The organism is Pedobacter puniceum (genome assembly GCF_009674685.1).
In the GTDB taxonomy this organism is placed as follows: Bacteria; Bacteroidota; Bacteroidia; order Sphingobacteriales; family Sphingobacteriaceae; genus Pseudopedobacter; species Pseudopedobacter puniceum.
On the sequence record NZ_WKJI01000002.1, the window covers coordinates 15,172 to 37,491 of the forward strand.

12 protein-coding genes are annotated in these 22,320 nt (G+C 34.6%); 7 read left to right on the top strand and 5 right to left on the bottom strand.

The annotated features are described in order from the left end of the window. Positions 1–291 precede the first annotated feature (291 nt). The 3 genes from GJJ64_RS06855 to GJJ64_RS06865 are packed head-to-tail and all read left to right on the top strand — an operon-like array spanning position 292 to position 8,392. On the top strand, positions 292–3,702 hold the full coding sequence (locus tag GJJ64_RS06855) for an Ig-like domain-containing protein (protein WP_154286979.1): 3,411 nt from the start codon (positions 292–294) through the stop codon (positions 3,700–3,702). A gap of 12 nt (positions 3,703–3,714) precedes the next feature. Beyond that, complete coding sequence (locus GJJ64_RS06860) at positions 3,715–6,768, top strand: T9SS type A sorting domain-containing protein (RefSeq protein ID WP_154286980.1); 3,054 nt, start codon at positions 3,715–3,717, stop codon at positions 6,766–6,768. A 10-nt stretch (positions 6,769–6,778) separates the two neighbouring features. Next, positions 6,779–8,392: an arylsulfatase gene (locus GJJ64_RS06865; RefSeq protein ID WP_195759245.1), complete on the top strand. Its 1,614-nt coding sequence runs from the start codon at positions 6,779–6,781 to the stop codon at positions 8,390–8,392. Between the two features lie 70 nt (positions 8,393–8,462). On the opposite strand, the gene GJJ64_RS06870 is transcribed toward GJJ64_RS06865, so the two are convergent. The 3 genes from GJJ64_RS06870 to GJJ64_RS06880 form a co-directional block, all read right to left on the bottom strand. After that, positions 8,463–10,244, bottom strand: coding sequence for a cytochrome-c peroxidase (locus GJJ64_RS06870; RefSeq protein ID WP_195759246.1), 1,782 nt, complete (start codon positions 10,242–10,244; stop codon positions 8,463–8,465). Positions 10,245–10,470: 226 nt separating this feature from the next. Beyond that, positions 10,471–11,949: an alkaline phosphatase PhoX gene (locus GJJ64_RS06875; RefSeq protein ID WP_154286983.1), complete on the bottom strand. Its 1,479-nt coding sequence runs from the start codon at positions 11,947–11,949 to the stop codon at positions 10,471–10,473. Between the two features lie 303 nt (positions 11,950–12,252). Further along, positions 12,253–12,462, bottom strand: a complete 210-nt coding sequence (locus GJJ64_RS06880) for a hypothetical protein (RefSeq protein WP_154286984.1) — start codon at positions 12,460–12,462, stop codon at positions 12,253–12,255. Positions 12,463–13,070: 608 nt separating this feature from the next. On the opposite strand from GJJ64_RS06880, the gene GJJ64_RS06885 reads away from it, so the two are divergent. The 3 genes from GJJ64_RS06885 to GJJ64_RS06895 all read left to right on the top strand — a co-directional run bounded on the left by GJJ64_RS06885 (position 13,071) and on the right by GJJ64_RS06895 (position 16,796). Beyond that, the gene (locus tag GJJ64_RS06885; protein ID WP_154286985.1) at positions 13,071–14,750 is read left to right on the top strand and encodes a GMC oxidoreductase; all 1,680 of its coding nucleotides are present in this window, start codon (positions 13,071–13,073) and stop codon (positions 14,748–14,750) included. A gap of 345 nt (positions 14,751–15,095) precedes the next feature. After that, entirely contained in the window at positions 15,096–15,668 is a 573-nt protein-coding gene (locus GJJ64_RS06890; protein WP_154286986.1) for a gluconate 2-dehydrogenase subunit 3 family protein, read from the top strand. A gap of 207 nt (positions 15,669–15,875) precedes the next feature. After that, positions 15,876–16,796, top strand: a complete 921-nt coding sequence (locus GJJ64_RS06895; RefSeq protein ID WP_154286987.1) for an alpha/beta hydrolase — start codon at positions 15,876–15,878, stop codon at positions 16,794–16,796. Between the two features lie 384 nt (positions 16,797–17,180). On the opposite strand, the gene GJJ64_RS06900 is transcribed toward GJJ64_RS06895, so the two are convergent. Continuing rightward, positions 17,181–19,778, bottom strand: coding sequence for a glycoside hydrolase family 95 protein (locus GJJ64_RS06900; protein ID WP_154286988.1), 2,598 nt, complete (start codon positions 19,776–19,778; stop codon positions 17,181–17,183). Between the two features lie 208 nt (positions 19,779–19,986). Here GJJ64_RS06900 and GJJ64_RS06905 point away from each other — a divergent pair, with 208 nt between their 5' ends. Next, complete coding sequence (locus GJJ64_RS06905) at positions 19,987–20,859, top strand: AraC family transcriptional regulator (protein WP_154286989.1); 873 nt, start codon at positions 19,987–19,989, stop codon at positions 20,857–20,859. Here GJJ64_RS06905 and GJJ64_RS06910 read toward each other — a convergent pair whose 3' ends face one another. Then, on the bottom strand, positions 20,860–22,287 hold the full coding sequence (locus GJJ64_RS06910) for an amidohydrolase (protein WP_154286990.1): 1,428 nt from the start codon (positions 22,285–22,287) through the stop codon (positions 20,860–20,862). Positions 22,288–22,320: the final 33 nt, after the last annotated feature.

The window sequence follows — 22,320 nt, forward strand, 5'->3', positions numbered from 1 at the left end:
GTTTAAAAAAACGAAACTTGATAACTAAGTTTAAAAGTTTGCCGATATAGTTTAAAGAAACACTCCATAACAGATAGAATTTAGCGGATATAAAATTGAGGCTCGTATTAACGCTTATAAAAGTTCTAAGACTGACCTACCTTGAAAGATTATTCTACTTGTGTTTTGCGAAACCATAGTATTTTAAAGGTGAGTGATGGCAGGAGAATGTATGACAATCATAATTTTGATTTAACCAATTAATTAAAGGTCTCTTCAAACAAGACCATAAATAAATCTAAAAATTAAATTATGATTAAAAGATTACTACTATGTGCTATTGTAGGATTACAAACAATGGCCTATGCCCAACACTGGGAAATAAAACACCCAGGGCAAGGCGGGCAAGTACAAGACATTGTACTTGCTAAAGCAAAACCAGGAAGAATATATGTTTTAAGTGATGTGGAAGGTCTTTACCGAAGTGAAGATTATGGCATTTCTTATAAAAGCATTTCAGAAGGCATTCATAACAGTATGTGTTTCACTTTAGCTTCTGACCCACAAAACGCTGCAAGAGTTTATTTAGGCACTATTAGAGGTGTTTTATACTCTGATAATGGAGGTGATACATGGAGTCCGATAACACATACCATAAATTGGCAAGGCACCACCGGAACTGCTGCTCAAAGAGGTATGCCCGTAGCTACCATTACCGTAGACCCTACCAACTCTGATAATGTGTATTTTGCCAATTCATGGAAAATTAAAGATGGACTATCTGTATGGAGTGCTTTTGGTTTTAGCAATGCTTTTAATACCACCAATGCAGACCTTTACCATACAGGTAGAATTTGGGTATCCAGAAACAAAGGAACTACTTGGACAGAAGTAGTTTTTGAGCCCACATCAAACTACATGAATATACACTCTATTACAGTTAATCCAGCTAATCCGGCTCAAATTTTTGTTTCTGCACACACAGGTTTGTATGTATCTAACAATTATGGTGCAGCTGGTAGTTGGACTAAAATCAATACCCCAACAGGTGCCTTTTTTGGTAGAGGAATGGATATATCACCTGATGGTGCTTGGATTTACGCATGCTTTACCACAGAAAATTCTCCTATTGCTTGGAGACAAAGCGCACCATCTGGCAGTAGAAACCCAGAAGCAACTTTATACGCCGCAAGAAATATAGGTACTTCTTTTACTTGGAATAATAGAGGTACTGGTTTAGGAGCATCCAGCGATGCAAACTCAAGAGAATATGCTTATCCAAAAGTAGACCCTCGCTCTACCTCAACCTCACATACTGTGTTACTTGGTACTGCAGTTGGCTCTTGTGGGTTATGGGAAAATACTTTCTCTATTTCTGGTTCAACTATATCCAATCCTGCTTGGACACAAATTTTATGGACAAGTGGCAAACAACAGGCAAATGGATTAGGAACATTTGCTTACAATCCAGGCTGGGATACTTATGATGTAACTGGCAGATATTACTCTTATACGCCAACCAACTGGCCTTCCAGAAATATTTGGACAACAGGTAATCAAACCATGTTACAGGGTAACCCTGCAGCTAGTGGGTGGCCTGTAAGCGCTGCTAGCTGGAGCGAACGTTACAGTGAACAAATTAGCGTAACTAATAATTTCAGAACTTATAAACATAGAGGAACTGCGTCATCCATTAATTGGGATGTAGATGCCAGTGGAAATTACATGGTACAAGCCATGTCTGATAACGGTATTGCTGAAAGTGTGGATGGAGGAGAATCTTGGACAAGGTTAAATGGACCAGGAGTACCAAATGGGCAATCCTGCTATATTGTTAAGAATATAAGCCCTAAAGTTGTACTGGCTGGAGCTGGAACAGGTTTTTTAGGAGGTACTGGTACTGTAAATTTACATGCTTGTAAATTAGATAACGCCAACCTAACAGATTCTTGGATGACTAACATCAGCCGAGGAATATCTGGTGGTGTAAGTGATATTTCTTCTGATGCTGTAGACGGTAAAAAAGTATATGTAGCAACTTCCACAGGTCTGTTTTATATCAATAATATTTACGATTTATGGAACAATAGCAACAATTTCAGCAGTATTTTGTCTGGCGATATACAAAGGGTAATTGCTCATCCAACATTAGCAAACACCGTATATGTTTTAACCGGTAATACCATTAGAAAAGGTACATTCTCAAGCGGTTCTTGGTCATTTACATCCGCATTAGCAACTGGTGCCGCTGATTTTGCGGTTTGGCGACATAACTCCAGAACCTATATTGCTTATGTAACTGGGGTGGCGGCAAACCCTACTGCATCTGTTTCTGATGATGATGGGGCATCTTTTAAGCAAGTATTTACTGCATCAACTCATTTACCAAGTCATGATTGGGAAGATTGGTTGTTTATTGGAAGTACAAAAAATATAACCCTTAAGGGGATTGTTGGTTATCAAGACGCCTTCTATTTTGGCGCAGGCATGCGTAATAATCGTAAAGGAATGGGTTATATGAAGGGTTCTATAACAGGAACAGGAAGTGCTTTAGCAGTATCTTGGGCTGATTGGGCAACCGAAAACACAAATGGTTCTCATCACGAATTCCCTTGGACAGAAAGGGCTAGAATTGGAGATATCAATGGAACACCTCACATTTTGACCGCAACACAAGGTAGTGGTACTTGGACTCGCTCTTTAAATCAAGTACCCAGCAATATTGCACCAACGGTAAGTATTACTTCGCCTAGTAACAATGCTAATTTCCAGAGCGGTACAAATATCACTTTAAATGCTAATGCTAATGACACTGATGGCACTATAACAAAAGTTGAGTTTTTTCAAGGAACTACCAAATTAGGAGAGGATTTAAATAGCCCTTACACCTATCAATGGAATAATGTTGGAACCGGAACTTATCAAATAACGGCAAAAGCTACAGATAATAATGGTGCTACAACCACATCTACACCTGTTAATATCACATTTAACCAACCAGCTTATAGGTATTTAAGACTAAGAGGTTTAAGTGCAGTAGAACTTGATATTACTATACAAGATATTACTTGGTTAACAGGCACTACAGCACATCCGACAAACAAACTAACCTCCGATAACGGTACCGTAGTTGCTAATGTAGGAACCAATGCTTGGAAAGCCTATGATACTGGCTTAACAACTGGATGGGCTATTGCACAAAATTTTCCTGCACAAATTACCATTGATTTAGGTAGTGGAAACGAAATCAATCCAACTGCAATTAGGATAGATGCTAGTGCTGCTAATAGAGCATTTTCCGCGTTCGAATGTTTAGGTTCAAATGACAATATCAACTTCACTTTATTAGGTAGCTTCTCTGGTTTAACTTCTAGCAATTACCCTAGTAGCATTGGTAATTTTTCTTTCAGTTCTGGTTTCATGGCGATAAGAAACTTTAGTCCAGAGCTTCAGGAAAATACGTTTACAGAAACGGTAATAGTGTATCCAAATCCTTCTAGTGGTGATTTAAATACTATCATATCTTTTGCTCATGAAGAATTAGCAGAAATTAAACTTATCAGTTTATTAGGCACAACTGTATGGCAACAACAGAAGCTTATAGGCAAAGAAAATAATCACTTAAAAATTAATACTCAAAATTTAACATCAGGTGTATATTTTCTCACTATACAGTCATCAAGTAAAAAAATCACTAAAAAAATCATCATTCAAAAACCCTAAAACAATATACTCATGAAGATTAAATTCAAACTACTCATTGTCGTCTTACTATTAACCCAAACGGTACAGGCACAATGGCTTAATCAGAACCCCGGTGCAGGTGGGCAAGTGCAAAGTTTAGACCCCGACCCCAATACTGATGGTACAGTATATTTTTCATCAGATGTGGAGGGATGTTATCGTAGTGATAATAATGGTTTATCTTGGACTTACATAGGTTACGAGCTCAGGTTTAACATGACTTTTGGGATAACTGTTGAGCCCGGTAATGCTAATCGCATTTACTCCGCAGGCTGCGGTGGTTTACACATTTCTGATAATAAGGGAGATAACTGGCCTACTTTAACACTGGCAGGCTACCCGCTGTCCAGAGCTTATGTTAATCCTTCAAATGTTAATCAGGTATTTGCAGGGATTGGATTTAGGTATAAGAATCAAGTGCCAGTAAGCTTTCAGAATGCACAATCTAATTCATTGATTACAGGAAGAAGACTTCTCTTTAGATCAAATGACAAAGGTTTAACTTGGGATTCTTTAGAATATGAGCCTGCAACAGGCTATAGGAATACCTATTCTTTAGATTTTGACCCTAATGATAATAATACACTTTATTTGGGTGCAGCAGCAGGGCTTTATAAATCTACCAATAGCGGCACAGATTGGACTAAAATAGCACAGCCAACAGGTACTTTTAACTGCTATGGAGCTTGTATTAGCCCTGATGGACAATTTATTTATGCTAGTTTTGCAACTGTAAATGACCCTACTAATTCTGGTAGCCAAACCACTACCACTACAAAACTGTATGTAAGCCCTACTGCTAACATAACTTCTGGTAGTTGGACGGTTTTAGACACCAATGGTTGGAATTTGGGACAAACCAATGCTACCACAGGGGCTACCACAACGGCTTTTAATGGCGCCTGGTGGACACCTAAAATGGACCCAAGGTCTACCCCTACTCAACATAAAATTATTATCGGTACTGCTTCAAACGCCAGACAAGGTTTGTATGAAGGAACTTTTAATTATAGCAGTGGTACATTAAACTCTTATAATTGGTTAAGGGTGTTTTATGCAAGAGGTTCTGTAAACCCAGGACCAACAGCTGCATTTACGTATGAGCCCGGATGGGAAGATTTTATACCTGGCGTACAGGCTTTTAACTACACCCCTTCCACATGGGCCGAGAGAGGGATATGGGCTACAGGATTACAAAACTATTATTATGCCAATACAGCTACACCGGGCTTCCCATATAATAATGCTTGGCAAAACAGGTACACCAAAACCATTGCTAATGCCGGTACTAACAGTGAAACTTATGAAACCTTAGGTACAGCTTGTACTGTTAATTATGATGGTACAGGATACAATAACTATAGCATACAAGGCCAAGCAGATAACGGTATTTTGGAGAGTTGGGATGGAGGTATTTCTTGGGCTACACGAAGTAAACCCACAACAACACAAACCGAGGCTGTAGAAATTGCTAATATTGGAACTGGCAAAACACCTGTTGTGGTTGCACATGGACAACCAAATGCTTTTGGTGGAGGAGGAACCGGAGGGTCTTTGTTTGCTAAGCGTTTAGTAAACTCCTCCAATACTGATGTGTGGGCGCATATAGCTGGTGGAACTAGCTCAAGAGCTGGATTACCCAATGCCACCATCAGAGATATTGCTGTAGACCCTAATAATACCGAAAGAGTTTATCTAGGTTTATTCCGCACAGCCGGAAATATTGGTGGCGGGGTAATGCTTATCAACGATATTGAAGCTTTTTATACTGGTAATGCTGTTGTGGGCGGAGGGCATGGTACTACTGCTGCTACCACTGTACCTATTGTTAATATTACTGCAGCACCATTAGCAACCGGCTCAGCACAAGCTGCTATCGAAGTAGCTACCATCACCTCTCTTAACGTAGACCCTAATAACTCAAACGTAATTTATGCTACGGCATCAGGCTTTTTGTATAAAGGAGAATTTAACGGTACAAATTGGAATTGGACTACTGTATTATCAGGCGGAGGTCTTTCTGAAGTATCTGTTTGGGACTATAATGGTGTTACCTACATGGCTATTAAAGGGAATTTTAATAATACTACCATTCCTGGATCACCTGCAGGTGAAACATCGGTTGCTATATCAAATAATGGCGGTTCAAGCTGGACATCTATCATGTCTGAAAGTCTTGCAGAAAATTTAAGAGTGGTTAATTGGCATAACGCCTCTACTACCAGGTTAAATGCTGGCGATATGGTAGGTTATCATGATAAATTATTTATTGGCTGGCATACCTTTGGTTACAATAAAGGATTTGGTGTTTTCATGGGTACCATTCCTGATAATGCTTCTACTGCGGTAACTTGGAGTGATTTTTCTGATGATATACATTTCCCTAGAATTAGAAGAATGCGTATCACCAAAAACAGTACAGACGAGAATATCTGGCTTTACACTTCTACTCAAGGTAATGGCGGATGGAAAAGAGATATTACCGCCTTGATTACCTTACCTGTATCTCTAACCTCATTCTCTGCAAAACTTTCTTTAAACAATGAAGCTGTGCTAAATTGGAAAACTTCTAGCGAGGCTAACAATAGCCACTTTATCATTCAACGTTCTTATGATGGTAAAACTTTTGAAGATATTGCAAGAGTAAGTGGCGCAGGAAATAGTAATACTATCAACAACTATACGTATGCCGATGTCAATCTTAATAAAGCTAATTCATCAGATAACGTAATCTATTACAGATTAAAACAAGTTGATTTTGATGAGAAAAGCTCCTATTCAAAGATTATAAGCATCAAATTAAACACCACAACTATAGTGGTAAGCCCTAACCCTGCAAAGGATAGTATTTTTATAAACTTAGCCGAAGCAGTTAAAGTACATGAGGTTAAAATTACCAATATGGCCGGACAAACCGTCTTAAAAACTAAAATCAGAAATAGCGATTATATTAACGTGTCATCATTGGCAGCTGGTACTTACGTTTTAACCATTAGCAAAGATGGTATTCAAATACATCAGCAAAAAATAATAATAAATCCTTAATATGAATATAATGAAGTTTAAAATCAAGCTCAAATTGGGCTTGATTTTCTTTTTGAATGTAGCCTTAACATCTAAAATTTTAGCCCAAAAACCTAATATCATAGTAATCATGGCTGATGATATGGGTTTTAGTGATTTAGGAGCTTATGGCTCAGAAATACAAACTCCTCATTTAGATTGGCTGGCCAAAAATGGAATGAAATTTAATAAGTTCTACAATAATGCCCGGTGCTGCCCTTCCAGAGCCTCATTAATGACCGGATTGTATCCACACCAAGCAGGTATAGGTCAAATGGATATTGACTTAAAAATACCTGCTTATCAGGGCTATTTAAACCATCAATCTGTTACCATAGCTGAAGTTTTAAAAGATGCGGGCTATAATACTTATATGAGCGGGAAATGGCATATTGGGAATGCTAGAGGACAGTGGCCTGTAGACCGTGGTTTTAATCGTTCGTTTTCATTAATCAATGGTGTAAGTAATTATTTTGGTACCAAAGCTTATGGAAGTTGGTACGAGTCTACCTTTGCTATTGATAGCCAACGTATTTACCCAGGTGGAGAAAATTATTATCTTACAGATGCGATAAACCAATATGCAAGCTATTTTATTAAAGAAAATACCAAGACTCATAAACCATTCTTCTTATATGTTGCTCATGCAGCACCACATTGGCCTTTACATGCTTTGCAAGAAGACATTAAAAAATACGAAACTACCTATTTAAAAGGCTGGGATACTTTACGCCTAGCAAGGTACCATAAGATGATCGAGCAACGCATCATTTCGTCTAAAACAAAGCTTCCAGAAAAAGATGTTGATATACCTGCATGGGAAAGCGTAAATGAAACAGAAAAAAAAGATTGGGCAAATAGGATGGCTGTTTATGCTGCCATGATAGATAGGATGGATAAAGGAATTGGAGAAATTATCAAGACTTTAAAACAAGAAAATCAGCTTGAAAATACTTATATCTTTTTCTTGTCAGATAATGGTGCATGTTCCGAAGATAGGGTTTTGTTAGATCGGATTTTTAAAATTAACACCAGTAAATATGCTGCCGGAGATAGTTTAAGTTGGCAATCTTATGAAAAACCTTGGGCAAACCTATCAAATACTCCTTTTAGGTTATATAAATCGTACCTTGAAGAAGGTGGTATAACTAGTCCATTTATAGCTTATCATCCAAAAACAATCAAAGCTAATACTTTATCTCCTTACAATGGTCATATTATGGATATTATGCCTACCATAGTTGAGCTGGCAAATGCCAAATATCCAAAAACTTATAAGAACAATCAGGTTTTAGCATTAGAGGGAAAATCCTTAATACCTGCTTTATTTCAAAAGAAAGATAAGCATGAAAGATATATCTTTTGGGAACATGAAGGAAATAAAGCTGTAAGATATAAAAACTGGAAATTGGTAAAACAAAATGCCAAAGAGTGGCAACTCTTCAACCTCAAGAAAGACCCTACTGAGCTTACAGATGTGCGTTTAAAATATCCAAAAGTAGTTGAACTACTTATACAGGAATATCAAAAATGGGAACAAAGAGCTGGTGTTTTAGAATGGGGACCCGATATGTTGCAAAGATGGGAAAATAGAATTGAGAAGTAGAAATAAGCATTTTTAAACGAGCTATTCTTCACCATTAAAATAAGAATAGCTCGTTCTTTAATCTTTTCAATCACTCATCATTTAAAGTCTTCATAAAGCTGATGATATCGTTTATCTCCGAAGCAGATAAATTAAGCTTGGTATCAAGTAAAGTCTGGTTATCTAAAGCTATACCCAATCCCGCACCTCCTCCTCTGTTATAGAAATCCATTACCTGATTTAAATCTTTATAAACCCCATTATGCATATAGGGAGCTGTTTTAGCAATATTTCTCAAAGTAGGAGTTTTAAAGGCATATAGATATTGATTATACTTATTCAATGCATATTTACCTAAGTCTGTATCAATCTTAGCATTTACAGTATCTGGAGTCAAAGGTACTCCTAATACTTCAACCTCTGTCTTATCAAAAAGTGGAGCCGGCGTACCATTAAATAAAGGCATAAAATGGCAGGTAGCACATTTTGCTTTTCCTGTAAATAAATTAAAGCCACGCTTTTCCACATCACTCAGTTGTGTTTTATCTCCTCGCATATATTTATCAAATCGAGATGAGAATGGCGCTAACGACCTCACATAACTAGCTAAAGCATGCTGTATTTTCCATGGTGTTATTTCTTCGTTTTCATAAGCCATTTTAAATAACTTTTTATAAGCAGTTTGTTGTTGTACTTTTTTTGAAATCTCTTGAAGACTACCATCCATTTCATCTTTATGGTGTACAACATCTAAAGCTTGATCTTCTAGAGAACCTGCTTTTAAATCATAAAAAAAACCTCGTTGAAAACCAGCATATAATAGGGTAGGTGTGTTACGAAGTAAATTATTCTTAGATAAGCCCTTTGCCGTTTTTAAACCATCGGTAAAAGCTTTATTTTCGTGATGACAAGAAGCACAACTTATGTTATTTGCACCAGAAAGAACCTTATCATTAAATAGTTTTTCTCCTAATAAAATCTTTTCTTGCGTTAAAAACTCTGTATAATTACCTACAAATTTATTGGGATTGAACGCATTTTCTTGGAATAAACTAATAGCATCATTGTAAAGAGCAGCGCTACTTTCTACGGTATCTAAATTTAACTGTTTACGTTGTTGATGAAGAGCTAAACTTAATGGTTGTAAATAATTGGTGATAAAAGCCAGCCTATCAAATTGATTGAAATCATTTTCTTTACTGATAAAATCTTGAGCAGATTCTATTTGTTTCTTTACCTTTTCATGATACTGATATTGGCTTAGAACTTTTTTTAAGCCTTCCAAAGCTAGAGAAGTTTCAGGTAGAGCATGTAAACTTAAAGGAGTATCAAAACCGGTTATGCCTAAGGCTGTAATTCTAAAAATTTCTAATCTAATAGCATCAAAAAGCTGTTCATCTGTTATGATGTACTCTTTTTGATAAAGATTTATTTTCTTTATTACCAAAGCTAATTTATTAATCTCGTTTTCGAGTTCTTTTTTCTCTTCAGCACCTATAGGATTATAAATATAATCTTCTATAACTTGCAAACCACCAGGTGGCTCAATAAAGTTTTCTCCTAATTCTATTTCCGCAATAGGTACTCCGTTAATTACTCTTGATGATGCTGGAAAAAAATACTCAATATAAAATTCTATTTTTTTATATACCGATCTAGCTTCTAAAAATTTTTCTTTAAGCTCACTTTCAGAAATTTCACTTTTATTAGCTTCCTCTGAAAGCTTAGTAATAGCAACTTCAAAAGCTTTTAAATTATTTTCTACAAATTCTGTAGTATACGCTATAGGTTGCTTTCTTTCTGAGCAGAACAGCATTACTGTTAAGCATAACAGTAAACAACTGTAAACAATTATTTTTTGTCTTGTTATCATAACTATAAAACAAGAAGCCATATCAAAATGATAGTTATTTCATTTTGATAATGGCATTCATATAATTCTGAAGTTTAATAAGAGACTATCTATTTAGCTTTTAGGATTTTTCTCTTAAAATCAAAGACTTTTAATACTATCAATAGTTTTGATTCTAGCTATCTAAAAAATGAATCAAATCATTATCGACAAATTCAATATTAAGATAGCCTCTTATGTTAAATTCTTATTTAGCCACACCAGTAACAATAACTACTTGTCCACCTTCATTATTATTTGATAGACGTGTAGTTCCTTTATCGGCATTTCTATATTTATCATCTCTCCAAGTATGAGGATGTATATTAACCACAAAAGTATTAGGCTTGCCAATTAAATCTGATATATCATACATAGCACCAAACTCCCATGAACTTAAACGAGTATCATTAGATGGATTATATTTTGCATTAAAAGCAGCATTGGTTCTATTATGGTTCATACGTAACATAGGCTTTAAAGCTTTTGATGCTATATTATACTGCCAAATAGTTCCGTCATGATCATTATTTGCATAAAAAGAATCACCATCTTCTTGGATGTAAACGTAGTTTTCTGTGGCACAAACATTATCTGGATTTACTATACTTTTCCCAGGGTTATCTGCACCATCTACCACAACTTCTAATTTTCCTTTAAGTGGATTATCTGCATCTAAAACTAACTTATATAGTCTACCCCACATTGTTTTACCTGCAACTGGAGTAATTTTATCAGACTGAGAAACACCAGTAGCCACAAAATATACTTCTCTTCCATTAGCAGCACTTCCTTTTCTGTACTCGATATCTTCTACCCTAGCAAACATAATCGCTTTTTTAGTTACAGTTTGTTGTTGTAATTGCGCCCCTGTGCTAGACTTTACATTATCTAATTCAACAAACTCAACGTTATAAGAATTATTCTTCAAAATATCTGTTTCAACTGGATTATCATCAGTACGTTTTAAAACATATACTCTACCGCTTTCTAAATCACCCTGAGTATTAGAAACATACATAGCTAATTGCCCATCGCTTTCATCTTCACCAATTAATATTACTGTTTTACCCGGATAAGCTCCTTTTGGCAATGGTACTGCATTTTCTGCATTCCATCTACCTAAAGCAGATTTCACACGGTATTGATTTTTCTTTTCGGACGCTGAACCAAAAGGGTCGATTGCATGTGTCATAGATTCTACTCCACTTTCTCCTGCAGTCAAAAATACCGGTCTAGGAAAACCATGTTCCTCTGGTGTAGCTAGTGTTGCAGAGCAAAGACGAGTCATACCACCATCAGAATCTACAATATATTCTCCTTTAATTGGCTTAAAATTCTCGTCAAGATAAACTCTTGATACAGATTGTAAAATTTCATGATTATTAATCATAATATAACCTTTACCATCAGGATTTTTAAGCACAGCAGCACCATCTGGCTGAGCTCCAAATATAAAATCAGGTGATTCTGGCAGAATATCATCACTACTTATTAATGTTGTGATTTTTAAATTTTCAAATCCAGATAAAGTATTTACAAGAGCAGGATTTACTGATCTATCTTTAATTTCTACCAGATTTGGTTCTTCTGTATTAGTTGTGTTTTTTTTACAAGCTGTAATAGCTGAAGGAACAATAAAGGCTGCCAATAAAAAACTGGTCGACTTTTTAAGCTTTGTTTTCATGTTGTGATTATTGATTTTCATATATCACAAACATCGAATAGGAATATTTAATCTTATTTATTATAGTTTTAACAAATTGATGCCTAAATATAAATTTTAGATACACAGTTTACGTTAGTGTTATAAATATTAAACAAAAATATAACACAAGATTCATTAATTCATTAACTTAAAAATGGTAACTCTAAAACATAGGATGCTTATTTTGAGCTGTCGTTAGTACTTATTGCCTAATTCCCAATTATCTTTAATCATACTATTTTCTAATCTAAATATCTCTACCGAAGAGAAAAGCTTATCTTGTCAATGCTCTTTAAGATGCAAAATAACATAATCCTCATCAGCTATCACTTTAATAATTTCAATTTTTTTCTTAGGTGTATGATAAAGATCCCATTTTCTGGCTGCTCGTTTAAAGGTTTCTCTACCATCTGCTACATGAGGATTGTGTTGAATATAATCTTCAAGTATATACTTATCAATTACTAGAATCCTTATATCTAAACAGTCCATTACAAAAATTAAGGACTACTTCTTTGTTAGAACTAACAATTATTTCTTGTGCAGTTACATCAATATAAATTAATAAAAAAGTTAGGAGCTTTAAAATTGAGTGTCTCATAAAATTCTAGCTGAGTATAACCCTAAACTATTATTAAACCGTTATCCGTATTTTAAAAGCTTTGTAGTTTAGTAAATTACTAATTTAAGACTCGACTAGAAAGCCTATTGCATAAATAATAATCTTTGCAAGAGAAAGAGTTGTGAAATAATTTCCATTGTTAAAGGACATTAAGACTAAAGGATACATCAATTTTCAAATTACTTTCCAGATTTGTGCTTTTATAAATGAAAAATTGACAAAATAGTTAAAAAATAAGCTAATTGATGGGTAAAAAATAAAAGCCATATAATTTATTTTCGACCAAACTATTAAGTAATATATTGAAGTTTATTATCTTATTAATTAGGGATATTGAAACTTTTGTAAGAATTTTTCAGAGATACATTTTGTAAAACCAATGATTCAACTAAGGAAAACCACTTATACAAAAGCAAAATAGTTTAATTGATATTTATAAAATAAACTTATAAAAAATTACTGAATTAAATCACAAAAAATGTCTGAACAAAAATATGATGCTATTGTAGTGGGTTCTGGTATATCTGGTGGCTGGGCAGCTAAAGAACTTACAGAAAAAGGTTTGAAAACACTTTTGCTCGAAAGAGGCAGAAACATAGAGCATGTAAAAGACTATGAAAATGCCACTAAAGCTCCTTGGGAGTTTGAGCACAGAGGCACTAAAACTCAGAAAATGATAGATACCTATCCTGTTCTTAAAAGGGATTATTTGCTCTCAGAAAAAAACCTAAGTTTTTGGGTTAACGAGAAAGATGCTCCTTATACAGAAGTAAAACGCTTTGATTGGTACCGTGGCTACCATGTAGGCGGTAGGTCTTTAATGTGGGGAAGACAATCTTACCGTTGGAGCGATTTAGACTTTGAAGCCAATGCTAAAGAAGGTATTGCTGTAGACTGGCCTGTTCGTTACAATGAAATTGCTCCTTGGTACAGCTATGTAGAGAAATTTGCCGGTATAAGTGGGTCTAAAGAAAATTTAGCTCATTTGCCTGATGGCGAGTTTTTGCCGCCAATGGCATTAAATTGTGTTGAGAAAGATGTGGCGGCTCGTATCAAACAACAATATAAAGACCAAAGACATATGTTTATTGGTCGTACTGCCCATGTTACAGCTCCTGTTAAAGGTCGTAGCAATTGCCAGTTCAGAAATAAATGTTCTTTAGGTTGTCCTTTTGGTGCTTATTTCAGTACGCAATCCTCAACCCTACCAGCTGCTATGGCTACTGGTAATCTTACGCTTCGTCCGCATTCAATCGTTACTAAAATACTTTATGATAAAAACACCCAAAAAGCTACTGGTGTAGAGATTATAGATGCAGAAACTAACCAAACTTACGAGTATAAAGCCAAAGTTATTTTTCTTTGCGCATCAACCTTAAACTCTGCTTGGGTTTTAATGAATTCTGCAACTGATGTTTGGGAAGGTGGCTTAGGCAGTAGCAGTGGCGAGCTTGGTCATAACCTGATGGATCATCATTCAGGAGTAGGTGCAGTGGGGATAGCAGAAGGCTATGATGATAAATACTACTACGGAAGAAGACCAAATGGTATTTATGTGCCACGTTTTAGAAATATGAATGGCGAAAAGCGTGATTACCTACGTGGCTTTGGTTATCAAGGGCGGGCTAGCAGACAAAGCTGGAACAGCGAAATTGCCGAGTTAAGCATAGGTGTAGAATTAAAAGAAGCTTTAGCACAACCTGGGCAATGGACCATGGGGATAGGCGCCTTTGGTGAGATTTTGCCTTATCATGAAAATAAAGTTACCCTAGATAAAACAGTAAAAGATAAATGGGGCTTACCTGTTTTAGCTATTGATGCTGAGATAAAAGAGAATGAGATTAAAATGCGTAAGGACATGATGGATGACGCTCAAGAAATGCTTGAAAAAGCAGGTCTTAAAGATGTTAAAGCTCATGACAATGGTTATGGTTTTGGTCAAGGTATACATGAAATGGGTACAGCTCGTATGGGTAAAGACCCTAAAACATCTGTTGTAAATAAGCATAATCAAGTTTGGGATGCTAAGAATGTTTACGTTACAGATGGTTCTTTCATGACATCAGGAAGCTGCGTAAACCCATCATTAACTTATATGGCCTTTACAGCCAGAGCCGTAGACCATGCAGTTTCTGAACTTAAAAAGATGAACCTTTAATACCTTGTCATGGAAACATAAACTTAACAACCAAGCAGTTGGGCAAATGTGTTTATGTGCAAAAACTGCCAATATAGGTATTTAACCAAGTGCTGAGCTCTCCGTTTGAAAAAGCAGTGCCGTTAACAGAAGCTCTATTAATGGCCAACTTAGCTATCAGGTCTTATGATATTAAGACATAAAAAGATGGTAAAGACATTTTCCCAGGTAGAAACATCAAATTACTTTGGGATAATGATCAAATGCGGGTAACCAATTTTGAAGAAGCTAATCAGTTTGTAAAAAGAAACTATAGAGCCGGCTGGACGCTAGGTGTTTAACTAAAAGATTAAAAACATTAAAATCATGAATAGAAGAGAAGCCATATCATCAGTTGCCTTATTATTAGGGGGAACTGTTTTAGGGGCAGAAATTTTCACTCTAACCGGTTGTACTTCAACGCCAAAGCAAATAAATGATTTGTTTAACGCCAATGATGTATTGCTGCTAGATGAAATTGCAGAAACTATCATTCCAGAGACAGATACGCCAGGTGCTAAAGCTACCAAAGCAGGTGAATTTATGGCCTTAATTGTGAAAGATTGTTATGATAAAGAGCATCAAAAAGTTTTCCTTGATGGATTGAAAAACGTTGATGAGGAAGCTAAAAGGCAATACCAAACAGATTTCCTTTCTTTAGATAAAGAGCAGAAAAAAGCTTTATTAACCAATTTAGATAAGCAACAAAAGACATATCAAGAAACTAAAGAAAAAGAAGCTCCTCCGCATTATTTTAGAATGATGAAAGAGCTAACCTTGCTAGGTTATTTTACATCAGAAATAGGTGGTAGCAAAGTTTTAACTTATGTAGAAGTACCAGGCAGATACGATGGATGTATCCCTTATAAAAAAGGAGATCCTGTTTACTTAGTTCCATAATATTTATGAAGCAGAAATTAAGATTAGGAATGTTACTTAAAATATGTCGCAAAAGTATCGAAAAATCTAGGTTTAAATCCCCCTTTCTTTTAATGATGCTGGGCTTTGGTATTTTGTTTACCCTAACTCCAAAGCCTATATGCTTAGTTAGAAACCCGTTTTAATGAGCTAGCTAGCAATTGTTGGAAACTTATATTAGATACAATCATGAAAAAATTAATCAGCAAAGTATTAATAACCTTTTTAATTATATTAACTAATAATTTAGCTGCTAAAAGTCAGGAAGTTTTTAATCTTTATCAGAATGAGATTCCTAATAAATTAGAAGCTAAAGATTATATCGAAAAAATTGACACAAGCGGTAATAGAACAATTATTAGTAAAGTTTCCAACCCTCAATTAATTGTTTTCCGCCCAAGCCAAAATAAATTCAACGGACTTGCTGTAATTATATGTCCTGGAGGCAGTTATAGGGTACTATCTATGACATTCGAAGGTTTAAATATTGCAAAGCGTTTTACAGATAAAGGTATAACAGCTTTTATTCTAAAATACAGATTACCTTCTGATGAGATTATGAAGGATAAATCTATTGGTCCGCTTCAAGATGCGCAACAAGCTATTAAGATTGTAAGAGAAAATGCGGATAAATTTAACATAAATCCCAATAAAATTGGTATAATAGGTTTTTCTGCAGGGGGACATTTAGCAGCTACCGCGGGTACCCACTTCAACAATCAAGTAGTTGAAAATAAAGCAAAAACTAATTTAAGACCTGATTTTATGGCATTAATTTATCCTGTTATCTCTTTCGGGCAGTACACACACAAAGGATCTTTAGAGAATCTTCTTGGGGCCAATCCTAATAAAGATAAAATAACCTATTTCTCAAACGAATTACAAGTAACCGCTGAAACTCCTCCCACTTTTTTAGTACACGCTAATGATGATAAAGTTGTGCCTGTTGAAAATAGCATAAATATGAACCTAGCTCTTAAAAACGCTAATGTAATAAGTGAAATGCATATATATCCATCTGGTGGACATGGTAATAGTTTTTTAACTAGAAAAACTAATGAAGACTGGTTTGGGACTTTTTTAAATTGGTTAGACTTATATATAAAATAAAAATAGGATTTCTATTTTGAGTTATCGGTATTGATTGCATAGTGTCTAAACGTTTTTTTCTTAGTTATTCCATTTTCTTGCCGATAGTTTAAATGATTCTGTACAATTTCCCATATAAGGATTGTGTTAAATGTAATCTGCTGGAAAATATTTATCCGATAAAGTAGATTACTTATTTCAAAATAGTCTATTACAAAGATTAAGGAGCACTTCTGTGTTAGAACTAAATTATTTCTTGTGCAGATACATCATTATAAATTAATAAAAAAATAGTTAAGGGCTTTTAAACTGTATGTCTCATAAAATTATAGCTTAGTGGTCTAAAATTAAAACCGCTATCTATATTTTATAAGTTATGTTGTTTTACAAATTAACAGTTAATAACTAATCATTAACAGGTACGATCTTGTATGTTTTACCTGCTTCTGTCATGAAATCAATAGTATAACCTACATGCTGTTTAACTGGCACTATTACCTCTTTAGAATGGTTTTCGTACTTCATATTTATTGGGCTATTAAACAAAGGATTATTGTTTTTTCCTTCTGCAGTTTTAAATATATAGCCTACCACTTTTACCGGAGTACTTGTTTGAACTCTACAGTTTCCTCCAATATTTGATAAAATGAGAGCTTCATTTAAGCTCCCTGCATTCCATTTCATATCAATAGTAAAATTACCCCGAGCTTTAATTCCTTTTATCTCACCCTCTCTCCACTCCTCTGGCAAAGCAGGTAATAACTCAATCGCATCTGTATGACTTTGCATTAACATCTCCACAATACCGGCTGTAGCCCCATAATTTCCATCTATTTGAAACGGAGGATGCGCATCTAAAAGATTAGGATAGGTGCCTCCTGCATTAAATGGTAAACCGCTTTTAAAACTTGCCGAACCAATTTCCTTATTATAATATTTAAGTGGATCTATATATGTTAATCCAGATTTTAAAACTCTTAATGCTTGGTTACCATCTTGTAATCTCGACCACCAATTAATCTTCCATGCCATAGACCAGCCTGTACTTACATCACCTCTTAAAACTAAAGATTTTTGAGAAGCTGCAGCCAAATCTGGCGTATTTTTAGGCGTAATATGTGTCCCTGGGAATAAGCCAAATAAATGTGAAACATGCCTATGAGTATCTTTATAATCATCCCAATCTGTAAACCACTCTTGCAATTGTCCAAATTGCCCAATTTGATAAGGATATAATTTCTGGTAAGCATTCTTAACCCTATTTCTTAATTCTTCATCGATTTGTAGTAATTCTGAAGTTTTTATAAAAGCTAAAAAAAACTCTTTACTGATAGCCATATCCATAGTACTTGCCATACTTATAGCATAACTTTTCCCATTTATTTTAAATAAATTTTCAGGTGACGTAGACGGGTTAGTGACAAAGTTCCCTTTCTCATCTTTTTGCAGCCAATTTAACAAGAAAAGTGCAGCACCCTTCATCAATGGATAAGCCTTTTGTTCTAGAAACTTATAATCACCCGTATATAGAAAATGCTCATGTAAATGAGTAGAAAACCAAGGACTCCCCATTACCCAGGCAGACCAACTAGGATCAGATATTGGATCCCAATCATATCCCCCCGAAGGAGACGTTTTAGCCCAAATATCAGAATTATGATGTAATGTCCATCCTTCTTCTATACCATAATTAGTTTTTATGGTTTCCCTTCCGTTTATTGCCCAAAACTCCATAAAATCAAATAATGGCTGATGCAATTCCGATAAATTTGTATTTTCAGCAGGCCAGTAGTTCATTTGAGTATTGATATTGGTTGTGTAATTACTACCCCAAGGAGGTTGTACTAAATTATTCCATATCCCTTGCAAATTAGTAGGAACAGAGCCCGGTCTAGAACCGGATATCATTAAATATCGTCCATAATTAAAATATAAGGCTTGTAAACCTTGATCATTTCCCTTAATACCTTGTCTTTTCAAGCGCTCATCTGTGGGTAATTTACTAAGCTTATGATTAACCGGTAATTTAAATTGAACTCTATCAAATAAACTTTTATAATCATTTAAATGTCGGTTTTTAATTTCTTCATAAGATTTAGCAATTATTTTATTTAAATCTGAAACTGCTTCTATTTCAGGGTTTTTACCTTCCAAAACAGGTGATTTATTAAAGCCATTATAACTTGTAGCGTCTGTTAAGTAAATGAATACAGATGTAGCGTTATTTACAGTTATTTCATCATCATTAGATACAGTTACTCCATCTTCTACTTTTATTTTTAAATGTACTTCAAAAGTCATCCCTTCTTGCTCATCATATACAATTTGTTGAGGCTCGCTAGCCCTATGGGCAACATGTTTAGGTGCTTTTCCTTTTAAAACTAAATAATCATTAGTTAGCGTAGCAGTTTTAAACCTTAATTTGCTTGTTAACCTAGTAGTAAAATTAATAGCATGCGGTTTACTTGCTGTAATTTTCATAACTAAAGCTTTATCTGGATAACTTATAAATGTCTCTCTGTTATAAATAACATTTCCAACTTGATATGAAACTTGATGTATTGCATGATTTAAATCTAATTCTCTCTTGTAGGATTTAACATGTAAGCCTTTATAATTAAAATTAATAAACAAATCTGCCATAGGTAAATAGCGGGCAGAATAGCTTCCTTGAAGATTATTTCTCCAAATATCCTTAGCCTTGTCATATTCACCCTCTAAAACAGCCTGTCTTACTAAGGGAAGTGCATTTTTTCCTTTTGGATTATTCCCAGACTGCGGATAACCAGACCATAATGTATTATTATTTAATTGAAGTCGTTCATGCTTATAATGACCAAAAATCATTGCCCCCGTTTTGGCATTACCCATTGGTAAGGCTTCTTCCCAAACTTCAGCAGCTCTTTTATACCATAATTTGTTATCAATCCCTTTAAAAAATGCTTTTATTTCTTTTGGATTAAATAATAAAACAAATAGAATAATTGAGAAAATATTACGCATTAACAAATAAGATTATGTTAAGAAAAATACTCTAAAACTAAGCTTAACAATGGCGCAAATCTTCAAAATTGTAAGCAATGTTTACAACTATATTAGCTACTTACAAATTCTAATTTTTGTAATGAATTTATTATAGATATTGCGGCCCCGAAAAAAGAATAAATTTTATATTAGAATTAATCTAAGATTTATAAGCCAATTTAATTAGATGAAACCTACTCTACTCAAAATTAATCCGTCTGAATATTATTCTTTTAGCATTAGACATGATGTTGTGCCTTATTTCTATGACAAATGGCATTATCATCCTGAGGCGGAGTTAATTTATATAAAAGAAGGAAATGGAACACAATTTATTGGCGATAGTATTGAAAGATTCAAAAAAGGGGATATTTTATTGATAGGCAGCAATCTACCTCATTATTGGAGATGTGACGATAATTATTTCCAAAACAATCCAGATTTAAATGCAGAGGCATTGGTATCACATTTTCTACCTAACTTTTGGTCTGATACTTTTATAAATTTACCCGAAAATAAAAAAATAAAAGAGCTACTTATTACTGCTAAAAGGGGAATATACATTTCAAAAGAAATCAAGCCGAAGGTTATATCATTAATGAAAGAATTGGTTAATTCTAATGGAGAACTTAGAATAATATTACTCTTGACTGTGCTACATACTATTTCAGAAGGTAAAAACAATCGAATACTTTCCTCTGTAGGGTTTGACTTACAAATGGAAACACAAGACAAAGACAATATCAGCAAGATATACGCATATTGCTCTTCAAATTTTAAAAGAAAAATTACACTTGAAGAAATTGCAGATATTGCTAATGTAAGTCCAAATTCTTTTTGTAGATATTTTAAAACTAAAACAAGAAAAAGATTCTCTGACTTTTTAAAAGAAATTAGAGTAGGTTATGCCTGTAAATTATTAATAGACAATAAACTATCTGTAACACAAGTATGTTACGAAAGCGGATTTAATAACCTTACTAACTTTTACAAATGTTTTAAATCCATCACAGGTAAAACTCCTTTTGATTATCAGAAAAACTTTGAAAATAAAAGCTAATTAATCTCTGTAATTTAAAGCTGGTTTTCGATCTCCTAATAATGGTTTGTATTGATAACTTCCAATAGCTTTATTAAACTCTATCTTAGCTGTTTCTATATGTTTTGTGTTTTGATATAAATCTATAGCAGTATAAACCAGTGTTTTAATGGCATTTGAAGTCGCTCTAATGGCAAAATCTGTACCCCCACAAGCTACAGCCTGCCAACTATGGGCTGAAGTGCCTGGTATCCAAGTTGCCGTATTTACACCAACAGTAGGTACTATATAACTAACATCTCCCACATCAGTACTTCCATTGGTACTTTCTTTGGCTAAAGAGAAAGCTTCAATTTTTTCTGGAACAGTCAATTCTCTTTGAAGACTCTTAGATAATTCCTGAGCAAACTTAAATTCTTCCTTAGTATATGTTAAGCCTCCAACTTTTTCCAAATTTTGATACATCAGCTTAGCCAAACTCACATTAATAAGTAAATCATGCGTTCCTCCGATGATCTCATACTCTACAGCTGTTTCCGTACCTAAAGCAGCTCCTTTTGCACAAGATACAATTCTTTCAAACAATGCTTTAACATTTTCTTTATCAGGATGTCTAACATAATAATATACTTCCGCATAATCTGGTACAACATTGGGGGCTTTACCTCCATCAGTAATCACATAATGTATTCTACTTTCTTGAGGAATATGTTCACGCATCATATTAACCATATAATTCATAGCTTCAACACCATCTAAGGCACTTCTTCCTTTTTGCGGAGAAGCAGAAGCATGTGAAGAAACTCCTTTAAATCTAAATTTAGCTGAGATATTGGCTAGTGCATCTGTAGTAATGACCCTATTTCTAGATGCCGGATGCCAATGAAAAGCAATATCAACATCTTTAAAATAACCATCTCTTACTAAATACACTTTCCCACTTCCTCCTTCTTCTGCTGGGCAACCATAAATTTTTATAGTTCCTTTTAATTTCCCCTGCTCAATTAATTTCTTAATCTCTAAACCAGCAGCAACACTTCCAACACCAAATAAATGATGTCCACAAGCATGCCCGTTACTTTGACTATCCTTTACTGATTTATAAGGGCTAACTTCTTGTGAGAAACCGGGTAATGCATCATACTCGGCCAAAATAGCAATTACCGGCTTGCCGGTACCATAGGTAGCTACAAATGCTGTAGGTATTTGTAAAACAGTATCTACTTTGAAACCATTGGTCTTTAACCTATTCTTTAATAAGGCGCTACTCCTATATTCTTTATAGCCTAACTCTGCGTACTGATAAAGCTGCTGTGCATCTGCTTTATAAGAAATAAAGTTTTTATCAACTTCTAAACTTACTTGATTTTTAAGTTTAATAAGTGCTTTATCTTGTCCGAGCGTGAACTTATAAAATAAGCAGAATAAAAGTATAAGGTATAACTTCATTGGGATTGTGTTTTAAGTAAAAATAAAAGACAA